This window comes from Mycobacterium sp. E787, assembly GCF_001668725.1.
Taxonomy (GTDB): Bacteria; Actinomycetota; Actinomycetes; order Mycobacteriales; family Mycobacteriaceae; genus Mycobacterium.
On sequence record NZ_LZKL01000016.1, the window covers coordinates 211,732 to 225,771 of the forward strand.

The window sequence follows — 14,040 nt, forward strand, 5'->3', positions numbered from 1 at the left end:
GACGGCTTTGGGTGTGCGACAGGGCGGGATTTGCGCGGTTTTCCACCCAGTGCTCACACGCAAAGCCCGGGGCGCACACCCGCCCGTCGACTAGTGGCGGCCGGGTCCGCCCGGTCCGCCGGGACCACCGGGCCCCGCAGGGCCGCCCGGCCCGCCGGGTCCCCCCGGTCCACCCGGCCCGCCGGGGCCACCGGGGCCGCCGGGTCCATTTGCGGCGGGAAGCACGAACACGCACTGATTCAAGGCGGCGCTCCAAGCCCAGCCGGGGGCGCACGGAGGCGGATCGTCAGCCCGGCTGACCGCCGGCGCGGCGATGGCGATCGTCGGCAATCCGGCCAGTGCGAGCGCGAATACCGTTAGACCGCAACGTGTTCGAAGACGCCCTGATGCGTGCGACCTCGCCTGGTCCGGACCCGTTGCCATGGCGTCGGTCATGTCGATCCTCCTCGTGCCGTATGCCTCGATGCCCGCTCAGTACTGATTAAATCGCTGCGAGGGTTCGTCTATCGGCTTTTTTATGAATTTGCGGTGGCGCCGCGACGCCTTGAGCGACTCGCGAGCAAGCGGCGCGACCGAGGCTATGCCGCCGAGCGGCCGTCGGCCATCGGTATCAGTTGCACGCGCGCCCAACACGGTGAGGGGTCTAGACGAGCGAATCGAGCCGGTGGGTTGGCGATTCGCGAATCCGGGTATGCCTGGTCATCCCATCGATTGGGTGTCGGCTTTGAGATATGAAGTGAGCACCGATGGTCGGCTGGCTGGACAGGTTGCAGCGACGGAACCGCGCCGTCGGTGTGGTGATCGCCGTCTTCTACAAGTACCTCGACGATCAAGGCGGCTACCTGTCCGCGCTGATCACCTACTACGGTTTCGTGTCGCTGTTTCCGCTGCTGCTCCTGCTGACCACGGGCCTGGGCGTGATCCTCGCCGGGCGCCCCGACCTGCAAGACCAGGTGCTGCACAGCACGTTGAGCCAGTTCCCCGTCATCGGAAGCCAATTGCACCAGCCCGAGGGGCTCAGCGGCGGCACGGTGGCGGTGGTCGTCGGCATCGTGGGGGCACTCTATGGCGGTCTGGGTGTCGGCCAGGCGGTGCAGAACGCGATGGATTCGGTGTGGGCCGTCCCGAGGAACAAGCGCCCCAATCCAATCCGATCGCGCCTGCGCAGCTTGCTGCTGCTGTTGGTCCTCGGGTCGGCCGCCGTCACGGCCACCGTCCTGTCCGCGGCCGGCCAGGCTACGGGCGCCCTGGGCTTTGTCGGGAAGATCGGCGTCACGCTCGCCGCCGTCGCGATCAACGGGCTCATCTGCCTGGTGGCGTTTCGCGTGACCACCGCCCGACCACTCACGTACCGGCAGGTGTGGCCGGGCGCCCTTGCGGCGGCATTGATCTGGCAGGTCCTGCAGCGGTTCGGCGCCGGTTACGTCGCGCACACGGTGAAGTCGGCCAGCGCGACGAACAGCGTTTTCGCGTTGGTGCTGGGGCTGCTGGCCTTCCTCTTCCTGGTGTCGTCCACGCTGGTGCTGTGCGCCGAGATCAACGTTGTCCTCGTCGATCAGCTATACCCACGCGCGTTGCTCACCCCGTTCACTGATGAAGCGGAGCTCACGCAGGCCGACCGCAAGACTTACACCAAGAAGGCAAAAGCCGAGCGCGTCAAGGCCTTTCAACGAGTCAGCGTCAGGTTCCACGATCTCACCCGCAAGGAAGCCGATCCGCAGACTCCGCCCGCGCACAGCCGGCCCGCGGGTTAATCGGCACCGCGACCCGTCTGCTGCTGCAACTCGTCGATCAGCTCCGACGCTTGCGCCTTCGTCAGGTCGTCGGGAACGTCGCGCCCGGCTTCCTGGGCGAGTGTGTTTAGGTAGCTGCGCTGCGGCCCGGTCATCGGCTCGTCACCGGTCACCCAGTCCGACCGGTCCTTCTCGGGGGTTTCCCGCGGCGCCTGTTGCATGTTGTCAGCCATGCCACTGGAATAACCATCGCACACCCGTTCGAAACACGATGGTGTCAGGCGTCGATCACCACGCGACCGCTTTTCGCCCGCGAGACGCAGACGAGCATCTCGTCATCGCCCTCGACCGTGCGGCCGCGGCGATCCACCTCACCGGCCAGCACCTTGACCTTGCATGTCCCGCAGAACCCCTGCTGGCAGGAATACGCGGTCGCGGGGTCGCGGTCGAGCATGACGGCCAGCGCCGACCGATTCGCCGGCACGCTGAGCACAGCCTCCGAGCGCGCGAGCTGCAGCTCGAACGGGATGCCGTCGACCACCGGCGGCGGGCTGAACCGCTCGTAATGCAGTGGCGCGTCGACGTGTTCGTCGCGCGCCCCGCGGACCGCCTCGAGCACGGCCGTCGGCGCGCATACGTAGACGGCCGTCTTCGGGCCCGCCCCGGCCAGCAGCTCGTCGGTGGTCGGGAATCGGCCGCGCTCGTCGTCGGCCCACACGGTGACGCGCTCGGCGTCCACCGCCAGCACCTCGTCGAGCAGCGGCATGTAGTCGCGGCTTCGGCCCGCATAGACTGCGCGCCAATTGATTCCGTGCTGTTGGGCAACCCGGATCATCGGCAGGATGGGCGTCACCCCGATGCCGCCGATGACGAACAACACTTCCTGCTCGTCCGTCACCAGATAGAAGGCGTTGCGGGGCCCTTCGAACGTGAGCGTGTCACCGACGGCGAAGGTGTCGTGCATCTCGATCGAACCGCCGCCCCCGTCGGCGATCCGGCGCACGGCGATGCGGTAGTCGGTGCGCCGCCCGGGCGGTCCGCACAGCGAATACTGCCGCCGGCGACCCGATGGCAGCCGAACGTCGATGTGCGCTCCCGGCGTCCAGGACGGCAGCAATCCGCCGTCGGGATCGGACAGCGTCAGGGCCACCACGTCGGGCGTGAGCAGCTCGCGTTTGGTGACCACCGCGGTGTTGGCCCGCCGCACCGGCTCCACCCGCGAGGGCGTCCAGCGCGACGCCGACGCGAAGGCACCGAACACCGTTCCCACGCCCCACAACGCCGTGTAAAGCCGGTCGCGCTTGCGCCGGCCGTAGAGGTCGGCGGGCCTGGAGCTCCAGATGGCATGTGTCACAAAGAATTCCTCGGTCTGTCGAGTGCGACGATCGAGTCGACCCAGTCGGCGGTGAGCTGGGCGATGACGTCGGGGTGGGAGGCCACCACCCAGTGTCCACCCTCGATCGGGACGATCTTGTTGTCGGGCGGTATGGAGCCGGTGAACCGCTGCAGCGCGGGCGACACGAAGTAGTCCCTCCGGGCCACCAGCACCTGCACCGGGACGCGTGTCTCGGGCAGCTGCGCCGGCGGCGCCAGGATCGGCCCGGGCATGTTGGCGCGGTACAGGTTGAGACCGTTGAGGTAATCGTCGAGCGACCGGGTCGGGGCCGCGCGCAGCGGACCGGCGCCGCGTGGCCGGCCGATGCGTTCAACGGCCCCAAAGACTTTCAGGGTCGCCCGGGACCGGATCGCCAACTCCGGCAGGACCGGGCACAGAAAGAACCAGATATACGCCGAGGCCAAGATCTGTTTGACGACGTCGGCCGCGGCGCGGGGCGTGCGCGGTGACCGCAGAAACCTGCCCGCATAGTTCAGGTGCGGCCCCGAGATCGAGGTGAACGAGGCGATCCTGCCCATCACCGACTCGTCGGTGACCGCCGCCCAGGCCTGAATCGAGCCCCAGTCATGGGCCAAGAGGTGCACGGCGTCCACCCCCAGGCTGTCGATCACCGTGCCGATATCGTCGACCAGTTGGGCGAAGCGATAGCCCGATCGGCTTGCGGGCCTGGCCGATTCACCGATGCCACGGACGTCGTAGGCGACGAAGTTGTATCGGTCACCGAGCTTTTCGGCGACGCCGTCCCACACGTGGTGGTTGTCCGGGTAGCCGTGGATGGCCAGGACCGTTGGGCGCCGCGGGTCGACATCGGTGTAGGCGTGCACCGCCAGCGATACGCCGTCCGACGCGGTCACGGTGGTGAGCTGAGTCATCCACCGGCCTCAGTAAGACGCCCGCGCCGCGGGTGATCGGGCCAGATAATCGACCGCGCGTCCCACCCCGCCCAGCTTGGACGGGTGGAAACTCGGCTTGTAGTACGCGCCGATGACACCCAGGAACTCGAAGGGCCCGGGCACCAGGCCCCGGCGCGCCGCACGGAAGTAGTCCCGCCAGCGCGGTTTGCTTCCCGGCGGCAGGTTCGGGTCCACCGAATACATGAATCGCACCCCGCGGATGAACAGCCACAGCAATGACGGGGTGACCAGCAGCTGGGTGCGCACCTGCCGCCAGTACCCCGCCCGCAGATGCTTCATGGTGTCGAACGCGACCGCCTTGTGTTCGACTTCCTCCGCGCCATGCCAGCGCAGCAGGTCCAGCATCACCGGGTCGGTGCCCATGGCGTCATGTTGCGGGGTGTCGAGGATCCACTCACCCAGGATGGCCGTGTAGTGCTCCAGCGCAGCAACCATCGACACCCGCTCCAGCAACCAGCTCTCCCGTCGACGCCGGCTCCACCCGGGCCGGTCGCCGATCAGCTTGCCGAACAGCCACGCCATCTGGTCGGTGAACGGCGTCACGTCGATGCCGTTGGCCGCGAAGTGCCCGAGCACGCCCGAATGCGCCTGGGAGTGCATGGCCTCCTGGCTGATGAAGCCCTGCACGTCCAGCCGCAGCTGATCGTCCTTGATCAGCGGCAGGGTGTTTTTGAACGCGTCGACGATGAACTCCTCGCCCGCCGGCAGCAGCAGGTGCAGGACGTTGCAGAAGTGGGTGGCGAAGGGTTCGTTGGGCACGTAGTAGAACGGCAGCTTCGCCCAGTCGAATTCGACGTCACGCGCCTGCAGGACGATCCGCTCGTGGTCGAGCGACGCGTCATGCGGACCCGCCGCCTGGTCGTCGACTGTGAACATGGTGGATCCCCCGACGTGTGCGTTGTCAGGCACTGCGTTGCGCCTCTTCCTCAGCCTCGGTGATCAACCGCTCGCGCCGCAAGAACCGGACCAGATTATCGACCGTGTCGGTGAGGGCCGGCTCGCGCAGGTGGACCTTGGCCAGCGCGCGGGCGTGCCGGTACTGGGTGTTGTCGTACCGCTTGTCCCGCATCGCCGCGATCTTGTCCGCCGAGCGGACCAGGAAGTCGACCAGCGGATAGAGTTGATCGCGCGGCGTGCACCGGCGGTTCAGCTGCTCGACGAACGACGGGATGTCGTGGTACTCGAAGCGGTAGCCGTGGCGTTCGGACAAGACCCGGGTGATGTCGGTCAGGTTGTAGTAGTCGTCCGCGGTCATATTGAAAACACCGGACACGGTGTCATCTTTCGGCAGACCCATCAGCGCCACGACGTGATCGGCGATCAGGTCCGCCGGCAACAGGCTGATCTGGTTGAGCGCGTCGACGGCGAGCCCGTGCTCGATCATGAACGCGGTGAGGCGAACCAGGATGTCGTCCTGGCTCCCGAAACCGGCCCTGGTGGGCGAGATCAGCGAAGGCCGATAGATGCGCACATCGAGACCCTGCCGTTGCGCCGCCAGCACCAGCTGCTCGGCGACCCACTTGGTCTGCGAGTAACCGAAGTCCAGCCCGCTCATCCTGGCGTTCGCGTCCCACTCCCCGACCACCGGCTCGGTGCTCCACCCGTAGATGAAGGTGCTGGAGACCAGGTGGAAGGTCTTGCGGTGGTGGGTCATGGCCAGGCGCAACAGTTCTCGCGTGCCCTCCACGTTGGCGGGCCGCAGCGCGTCGTACGTCCGGACGTAGTTGACCAATGCACCGTTGTGGACGACGGCGTCGACGGTGTCGGCCAGTCGCCCGAACTCCGCCTCACCGATTCCCAGGTGCGGCTCGGCGAGGTCGCCGCAGACCACGCGCACCCGCGCGCGGACCTCGTCCTCCAGGGCCGGGGACCAGAGCTGCGCCCGGCGCAGCGACGCGACGATCCGGTCCAGCCCGTGCGCGGAGTCCGTGGCGCGGACCAGCGCGTGGATGGTGTAGGACGTCTGCCCGATCAGGCTGTTCACCAGGAACGGCCCCAGGAACCCGGTCGCGCCGGTCAGCAGGATGTCGGTCGCCGGACCCGACCGCTCCACCGGCAGGGCCGGCAGCGCGAGCCGCGCGTCGGCGCGCATCTGCTCGACCTCCTGCGCCTCGTACTCGGCGGAGATCTGGTCCAGCGCCTGCCGCAGGGCGTCCAGCGGCTGCCCGGACCGATCTCCGAACTGGCGCATCAGCCGGAAGAACTCGGCGACCGTGAGGCGCTGCAGGAGGCGCGTGTTGACCTCCTCGGCCAACTCGCCCGCCCCGTGCTCTTCCAGCAGGGACTGCAGGTCCGCGCGGAGCTCGGCCAGGGCCAGCGAGTCGATGCCCAGATCGGCGAAGGAGCAGTCTTCGTAGCCGGTGAGGTCGTAGCTCTCGATGAGGTGGCGGAACCGGCCGAGGGGGCCCGTGCCGGCGGCCGGCCCTTCGTGGGTTTTGTGGACCCAGGTCGCCAGCACGGGCAGCTTGTCGTCCAGCCACAGCCGGCGGGTTTGCGAGCGCCTGATCTTCCCCGAGGTGGTCTTGGGGATGCTGCGGGGCGGCACGAACACGATGGTGTGCGGATCGATGTGTCCGTGCCGCCGGATCGCGCGCGCCAGGGCCTTGCCGTCCGGGAGGTCGCCGCCGTCGCGCACCTCGGCGACCACGACCAAAGCCTCCTCGTCCTCGCGCTCGACGGAGAAGGCCGCGACGCAGCCGTGCCGGACCTGCGCGGCCGACCGCTCGACGACGGCCTCGATGTCCGACGGGTAGCAGTTGACGCCGCGGACGATGATCAGGTCCTTGCTTCTGCCGCAGACGAACAGTTCGCCCTCGTACAGGAAGCCGAGGTCACCCGTCCGCAGGTAGGCGTGCTCGTCGTCGCCCTTGATCCGCGCCCCGAACATCTCGGCGGTGACGTCCGGACGGTGCCAATAGCCACCGCCCTTGGACGGCCCGGAAAGCCAGATCTCGCCGACGCGGCCCTCACCCAGCGCCCGCCGGGCGTCGGGATCGACGATGCGGACGACGGTCCCGGCGGCGGGCTTGCCGCTGCTCACCAGCGGGGTCTGGTTGTTGTTCTCGGGCACGGCCTTTTCCACCCGCACCACGTTCTGCTGCAGGGCCCGCTTGTTCACGGCCAGGGTCTGGCGCCCCTGCAGGGACACGATCAGCGTGTTCTCGGCCAGGCCGTAGGCGCCGGTGAGCGCGTCGGGCCGCAGGCCGTAGGACGCGAACCGCGCGCGGAAGCGCGTGAAGGTCTTGGCCCGCAGCGGTTCCGCGCCGATGAGCATGGACTCCAGACTGCTCAGATCGATGCCCTCGAGCTCCGATGCGGGCAGCTTGTCCTCACGCAGGCAGTACTCGAGCGCGAAGTTCGGCGCCGGCGTGCGCGTGCCGCGCACATCGCTGATCAGGCGCAGCCACGCCGACGGCCGCTTGAGGAAGTCCTCCGGTGACATGCCGTGGGTGGTCCCGCCCAGCACCACGATGAACAGGTACGGCGAGATCAAACCCATGTCGTGGTGCTGCGGCAGCCAGCTGACCGCCACCTCGCTGTCGGTGAAGGCCGAGGCGTTGGCGATGACGTTGGCGTGGGTCACGACCACGCCCTTGGGATCGCTGGTGGAACCGGACGTGTACTGCAGGAACAGCACCCGCCCGGGCGTGTCGGCCACGGCAGCGCCGCCGTAGTCCCGCGTGGCGTCCGTCGCCACCCAGGGCAACTCGGGGAGCCGCTCGACGTCCGGCCAGGGCAGGCCGCCCTGCCGGTGGCCGAGCAGCTGGCGAAAGGTCTGCTCGAGCTCCTTGGTGGACAGCACGGCCTTGGCCTGCGAATCCCGCGCGATGAAGCTCAGCTTGGCCAGCCCGGCCTCGAACGACATGGGCAGCGGCGGGCTGACCGGCACGGCGATCACCCCGAGGCGTGCGCACGCGTAGAACGCGGCCGCCATCTCCAGCCCCGGCGGGTAGACCAGTAGCGCCCGATCTCCCGGCTTGAGCCCGGCCTCGGTGGACAGGTAGGCCGCCAGCTCACGCGTGCGCTCGGCGAAACTCGCGTAGGTGTAGCGCTCAAGCTCCCGCCCGTCGGCGTCGACGAACCGGAAGAGGGTCTGGTCGGGTCGCCGCGCTTGCCACATCCGCAAGTAGTCGATCAGCGTCTGCATCGAGGAGTCCCTTCGGGGTCGGTGGTCCGTCTTGAGTCGGAATCGGAACAACATGTTCTACTTCGCAATTCGTAATTCCACGGTAAAGGTCGATCAAACTCTAGGAAAGATATTTTGGAGCCGCACATTAATTTCACAGGCTCGCCGAAGGCGGGTAAGTGACGCGGCTCATAGCCCGCCATTTCTCCAAGGCGGGAATACGGCTTTAGGAAATACTGGTATCAGTACCTCAGCATGCACTTACGAGATGAATATCCAGCTCACACGGCTTCGACGGAGATACTGAGATACGGATTTGCGGGCCTACGTAACGAATGGTTACGAGGCCGAAATTAATTCTGCGAGCCGAACCCGGATGATTTCCGGCGCCAAAGCGCGACAGGTAAACACTTCGCTAAGGCGATGCCCCGGCCATTGCGCATCTGGGCCCTGCTTGAGGCAACAATTGTCGGCCCGGAAGAGGCTTTGGGACGCGGGGCCGGCGACCGGCCGCGCCCTCGGGTGGGACTCATCGTCTACGCATATACTGAGATGACTTACTGATCACCGGACCTACTGTTGCCCCGAGAAGGTCGTCCAGGATGAGCCCTCCAGACCCCGCGTACCGCCCCGGCGACGCGCTGACCCCCGCGGTCGCCGCGGCACCCACCGAACCCTTCGCCGTCGGACGAACCCGAAACGTGAAAACCCGTCGCACCGTCGACCTCGCGCCGGCCCAGCACCGGGCCCTCGATATCTGGCAGCGAGAAGCCGCCGACCGGCTCGGCGTTGCCCGTGTCACCGGCCAAGAGGTCCTTGCCACCCTCGTCGACCAACTGCTGAACGACCCGAAGCTGTCCGCGCAGATCGCGCGCACCATTCGGGCGCGACGCTGATCGAAGCGACTTACCGCCCGGTGACCTGGGCGACGCGAATGCGCGGTCCGGCGCGGACGACCAGCCGGGTGATGCCCGGAAAGCGCTCGCCGTCGATGATCGGCGACAGCGGCTCGCCGTCGGCTTCGATGATCATCTCCCGGCCATTGACGTCGCGCACCCGCTCGCCGCGCATCGTTCCGTTGGTGAGCGCCGCGGGAAGCTGCGCAACGATCTTCGAGGGCCGCACCTCGCCGGCTTGAAACTGCAGCACACCGGGCTTGGCGGCCTTCGGGAAGAGCCGGAACGGGCCGCCGATGCGAAGGTCGATGGCGCCGGCGTGCAGCAGGCGGTGCGTCCGCGTCGGCACCTCCTCGCCGTCTATCACGACGCGGGCGCGCGTCGGAGTGAACAGGACCGACGCGTAGTTCGGCGTCTTCACCCGGCTCGGCGCGACCTTGGAGGTCAGGTAGTCACCGAACGAGCGGGCGATCACCCTGGCGACGGCCAGGCGGTCATGATTCGGCGAGTCGTAATACCGTTCGTAGAACCGGTTTCCGACACCGCCGGCGGCCAGACCGAAGCAGAGGCGATGAAACGCCGCGCCGTCCTCGGTCTGACCGTCGAGCTCGAGGGTGTCCAGGCGCATCTCGGCCGGGGGCCGGTCCGCCTCCGCGGCCGCCGCCAGGGCGCCGATGATCCCGTCGGCGCGACCGCGGATACGCGCCTTCCGGGCGACGGCGTTGACGCTGCCACCGTTGCTGGGCACGAACGTCGGCCAGCGGTCCGAGTCGGCGATGCGTTGCTCGATTTCGTTGACCAACCAGTGCAGCGCTCCGTCGCCGCCGTCGCCGACGAGGTGGGTGGTCCGCGGATTGAGCTCCTTCACGGTCCTGCGAAGGTCCTCGACCGAGGCCGTCTCGTGTACCTCACCCCATGGCCCGATGAGCCGGCGCAAGTCGGCGGCGCGATCCGGCGCGGCGCGGTTCTTGCGCGCTTGCGGATTGACGATGACGCCGAGGTACATTCCCCGAACGATACCCGCGGCGCCTGGGTGGGCGAGGTCGCGCCGCTGGGCCGTTCGCTCGTTTTGGTCTGTTACGCAGCGGGTTTGCTCCCTGCGCAAGCCGGCCGTGCTACGCAGATAGGGTTGCTGTCATGCCTGGTTGGACCGCCGCAGACCTGCCCTCGTTCGCCGGACGCACCGCGATCGTCACCGGCGCCAGCGGCGGCCTCGGCGAGGTGACCGCCCGCGAGTTGGCCCGCGTCGGTGCCCACGTCGTCCTCGCGGTGCGCAACACCGACAAGGGACGAGCCGCGGCCGCTCGCATGACCGGCGACGTCGAGGTGCGCCGACTCGACCTGCAGGACCTGACCTCGGTGCGCCGCTTCGCCGACGACACCGGGGAGGTCGACGTCCTGGTCAACAACGCCGGCATCATGGCCACCAAGCACGCGGTCACCGCCGACGGGTTCGAGGGCCAGATCGGCACCAACCACCTCGGGCACTTCGCGTTGACCAACCTGTTGTTGCCCAAACTCACCGACCGGGTAGTGACGGTGTCGTCGCTGCTGCACCACATCGGCTTCATCAGCCTCACGGACCTGAACTGGCAGTCCCGCCGGTATTCGGCCTGGCTGGCGTACGGCCAGTCCAAGCTGGCGAACCTGTTGTTCACCAGCGACCTGCAGCGCCGCCTGCGGGCCGCAGGTTCTTCGCTGCGCGCGCTGGCCGCCCATCCCGGCTGGTCGCACACGAATCTGCAAGGCAACTCCGGCCGCAAGTTGGGCGACGCGGCGGTGCTGGCCGCCGACAGGCTGGTGTCCACCGACGCGGACTTCGGCGCCCGGCAGACGCTGTACGCGGTGTCGGCCGACCTGCCGGGCGACACGTTCATCGGTCCCCGGTTCGGCCTATACGGCCGCACGCAGCCGACCTGGCGTAATTGGCCGGCCAAGCGAGCGACCACCGCCGCCGCCCTGTGGGATCTGTCCGAACGGCTGACCGGTACGAAGTTTCCGCTGTGACCCCGGCATCGTCGGCTCGACGGGCCCGTCTCGCCAGTCGCGGTTAGATTGGATGGATAGCCGGTCGCCGAGGCCGACAGCTAACAGCGCGACGCCACCTTGGCAAACAAGCGCGTAAGCGAGGAGGTCATCCCATGTCTGGAACGGATGTGGCGGCGCTTCTCGCCCTGCTGGCCGCGCTGGCATCCGCGATCGGAAACGTCATTCGGCAGCGGTCCGCGCAGGAGGTCACCGACAAACAGGTCGGCCACCTGACGCTGTTCGGTCTGTTACTGCGCGACAAGCGCTGGTGGCTGGGTGGTTTGGGGGACATTTCCAGCTACTGCCTGCTCGCCGCCGCCCTCGACAAGGGTTCGGTGTTGCTGGTCATGTCGCTGCAGGTGACCGCGCTGCTGTTCGCCTTGCCGATCTATGCACGGTTGACGCGCCATCAGGTGACCCGCGCCGAGTGGCTGTGGGCGCTGCTGCTGGCGGTTGCACTGGCGGTCGTTATCGCCGTCGGGCAGCCGGTGGGCGGTCATGAGCAGGGCTCGCTGCGGGCTTGGCTTGTGGTGGCCGTGGTGATGGGTCCGCCGTTGCTGCTGGGGGTGCTCGGCGCGCGGATCTGGGCGGACCGCCCGGCCGCGGCCCTGTTGCTGGCGGCGGTGGCGGGCTCGCTGTTGGCGGTGTTCTCGGTGCTGATGAAGGGCGTGGTCGACGTCATCGAACACACCCCCGGCCAGCTATGGCACAAACCCGAGCTGTATGCCTGGGTGGCCACCGGGGTGGCCGGGATGATCTTTCATCAGTCGGCCTATCGCGCCGGCGCGCTGACGGCCTCGCTGCCGACGATCATCGTCGCAAAGCCGGTGGTGGCCGGAATCCTCGGTGTTGCGGTGCTCGGCGAGACTCTGCGCGCGGACGGTCCGCAGTGGTTGGTGCTGGCGGTGGCCGCCGCGGTGGTGATCGCCGCGACGGTGGGCCTGGCCCGCGGCGAGGCGGCCACCATGGCCGCCGGCGCCGGGCGCGACCTGAGGATCGCCGACCAGCCGAAGGCGGCGTCGCAAGCCTGACCGGCGGTGCGGTGGGCGCCGTCTAGGGCAACGGAGCCGCCCAGCGCACCCGGGTGCCGCCGCCGGGGCCGTCGCCGACGGTGAGGGTGCCCCCAACCGCTTCGGCGCGTTGGCGCAAGTCGACCAGGCCACCCCCGGTTGCGTTGCCGTGCATGCCTTTTCCGTCGTCCACCACCTCGATGCACAGCATGTCCCCAACATCGACACTGACGGTGAGCTTGGTGGCCCCGGCATGCCGCGCCGCATTGCTGATCGCTTCGCTGACGACGGCTTCGGCGTGCTCGGCCAGCTCCTCCCCCAGCGCCGACAACGGTCCCTTGTACTGGACGGTGGTCGCCATGCCCTCCGACAGTTCGCCGATCATCTCGTCGAGGCGCCGCCGCACCCTGGCCACGTCGGCGGACCTGGTACGCAGGCCGAAGATCGCGGCGCGAAAGTCTTGGACCACGCCGTGCAGGTCGTCCACCGCCCTCATCAGGCGCTGCTGCACCTCCGCCGATCGGGCCCGCGGGATAGTGGCCTGGAGAGCGAGTCCGACGGCGAAGACGCGCTGGATCGCGTGGTCTTGCAACTCGCTTCCGATGCGGTCGCGTTCCGCGAACACCTCGGCCTCGGCATAGGCGTCGGCCAAGTCGGACTGAATCGCCAGCTGCTCGGTGATATCACGCATCGCCGCCGACACCAGCACGCCGCGTTCGGTGCGCAGCGGGCTGAGGCTCACCTCGAGGGGAAACTCCGTACCGTCGCGACGCAGCCCGAATAACTCCAGACCGACGCCCATCCGCCGCACCTTCGGGCTCGCGAAAAACGTTGCGCGGTGGTGCTCATGGGCTTGCCGAAGCCGGGGCGGGATGAGCGCCTCGACCTCCATGCCGATCAGGTCCTCGCGCTCGTAGCCGAACATCTCGTCGGTCTGGGCGTTCGCGAGCATGATGCGACCGTCCGATCCGACGATCACCACCGCGTCGGGCGCCGCCTCCAGCAGGCCGTGGAACATGCTCTCGGTTCGCCGATGCTCGGCGGTCACGTCCCGAATGACCTTTGTGAAGCCGGTGATGGCGCTTGTCTCATCCTGAATCGGGGTCAACACCACGCCGGCCCAGAATCGCCGGCCGCCCTCGCGCACCCGCCAGCCCTCGAACTCGTACCGGCCCGACTCGCGGGCGGCGGCCAACTCGCGTTCGGCCAGGCCGCCGGCGCGGTCCTCCTCGATGTGGAACAGCGACACCGGCCGGTCGAGGACCTCGGCCGCGGAGTAGCCCAGCAACGCCTCCGCACCCGGGCACCAGCGGAGCACGTTCCCATCGAGATCCAGCTGGATGATCGCGTAGTCGGTAATGGCGTCCACCATCGCGTCGACGTCGCAAAGACGTTCGCGCGTACTCTTATTCAGTAATGCCGCGCTGAGGTAGCGTTCGGCGCTGGGCGTCGTCATCAGTGCGCCCTCCTCGTTGTCCCGCGGCCGCTTGCGCCGATGCTACCGCCCAGGCAAATCTTGACCTCGTCAATCAGCAGCGGGGCAGCCGCGCCCTGACTGGCGGGCCCCGCTGGCCTACCACCCGCCGGCCCACACTTACCCGCGTTGGTCGGGCCGGCCGTCAATGGCAGCGTCACTGAGGCGACCGTGTGCCCGGACCGCGAGTAGACAGGCCAACCTCTTATCAAACGGCCGGAGAATTCATGTCGTGGACACATAGGTGTTTCGCAAAAGGCATTTCACAAGCGGTTTCGCGCGCCCTAGCGTCATAACCGGGGGTTAGAAAGCCCTATGAGGACGTTTGGGCAACGATCCCTGGCCGCGCGACATGCCGACAATGTGCTTGAGCCAAACCCGCCACCGGGGGTTAGCTTCGAGGCATTAGCTGGACCCGTAAGCGATACGGCGAATACCAGCCGCGGTTGCGGTGTTGTGTCGG

General features: G+C 68.0%; 11 protein-coding genes. 4 read left to right on the forward strand and 7 right to left on the reverse strand.

Translation table 11 applies throughout. The features are described from left to right. Positions 1 to 746: 746 nt before the first annotated feature. Positions 747 to 1,754 (forward strand): YihY/virulence factor BrkB family protein, encoded by a 1,008-nt coding sequence (locus A5705_RS03215; protein ID WP_068275347.1) that lies wholly within the window; start codon positions 747 to 749, stop codon positions 1,752 to 1,754. Here A5705_RS03215 and A5705_RS03220 read toward each other — a convergent pair. From A5705_RS03220 to A5705_RS03240, 5 genes are read right to left on the reverse strand one after another with little or no spacing between them, the layout of a single operon-like run. Next, positions 1,751 to 1,966 (reverse strand): DUF3072 domain-containing protein, encoded by a 216-nt coding sequence (locus tag A5705_RS03220; protein WP_067873911.1) that lies wholly within the window; start codon positions 1,964 to 1,966, stop codon positions 1,751 to 1,753. The two genes, A5705_RS03215 and A5705_RS03220, sit on opposite strands and share 4 nt — an antisense overlap. 44 nt (positions 1,967 to 2,010) lie before the next feature. Continuing rightward, complete coding sequence (locus A5705_RS03225) at positions 2,011 to 3,087, reverse strand: PDR/VanB family oxidoreductase (protein ID WP_068275353.1); 1,077 nt, start codon at positions 3,085 to 3,087, stop codon at positions 2,011 to 2,013. Continuing rightward, the gene (locus A5705_RS03230) at positions 3,084 to 4,001 is read right to left on the reverse strand and encodes an alpha/beta fold hydrolase (protein ID WP_068275356.1); all 918 of its coding nucleotides are present in this window, start codon (positions 3,999 to 4,001) and stop codon (positions 3,084 to 3,086) included. The genes A5705_RS03225 and A5705_RS03230 overlap by 4 nt, the downstream gene beginning before the upstream one ends. A gap of 9 nt (positions 4,002 to 4,010) precedes the next feature. Continuing rightward, positions 4,011 to 4,919, reverse strand: coding sequence for a metal-dependent hydrolase (locus A5705_RS03235; protein ID WP_068275443.1), 909 nt, complete (start codon positions 4,917 to 4,919; stop codon positions 4,011 to 4,013). 25 nt (positions 4,920 to 4,944) lie between these two features. Next, on the reverse strand, positions 4,945 to 8,190 hold the full coding sequence (locus tag A5705_RS03240; protein WP_068275359.1) for a thioester reductase domain-containing protein: 3,246 nt from the start codon (positions 8,188 to 8,190) through the stop codon (positions 4,945 to 4,947). Positions 8,191 to 8,771: 581 nt separating this feature from the next. Here A5705_RS03240 and A5705_RS03245 point away from each other — a divergent pair. Beyond that, complete coding sequence (locus A5705_RS03245; RefSeq protein ID WP_067873899.1) at positions 8,772 to 9,065, forward strand: hypothetical protein; 294 nt, start codon at positions 8,772 to 8,774, stop codon at positions 9,063 to 9,065. 10 nt (positions 9,066 to 9,075) lie between these two features. Here A5705_RS03245 and A5705_RS03250 read toward each other — a convergent pair whose 3' ends face one another. After that, positions 9,076 to 10,071: a diacylglycerol kinase family protein gene (locus tag A5705_RS03250; protein WP_068275361.1), complete on the reverse strand. Its 996-nt coding sequence runs from the start codon at positions 10,069 to 10,071 to the stop codon at positions 9,076 to 9,078. Positions 10,072 to 10,202: 131 nt separating this feature from the next. Between A5705_RS03250 and A5705_RS03255 the strand changes: the two genes are divergently transcribed. Both A5705_RS03255 and A5705_RS03260 read left to right on the forward strand, forming a co-directional pair. Then, positions 10,203 to 11,072 carry an oxidoreductase gene (locus A5705_RS03255; protein ID WP_068275364.1) on the forward strand — a complete coding sequence of 290 codons (870 nt, stop codon included), beginning with the start codon at positions 10,203 to 10,205 and terminating at the stop codon, positions 11,070 to 11,072. 134 nt (positions 11,073 to 11,206) lie between these two features. Further along, positions 11,207 to 12,124: a DMT family transporter gene (locus A5705_RS03260; RefSeq protein WP_067873891.1), complete on the forward strand. Its 918-nt coding sequence runs from the start codon at positions 11,207 to 11,209 to the stop codon at positions 12,122 to 12,124. Positions 12,125 to 12,146: 22 nt separating this feature from the next. Here A5705_RS03260 and A5705_RS03265 read toward each other — a convergent pair whose 3' ends face one another. Next, positions 12,147 to 13,559, reverse strand: coding sequence for a PAS domain S-box protein (locus A5705_RS03265; RefSeq protein ID WP_067873888.1), 1,413 nt, complete (start codon positions 13,557 to 13,559; stop codon positions 12,147 to 12,149). Positions 13,560 to 14,040 lie beyond the last annotated feature (481 nt).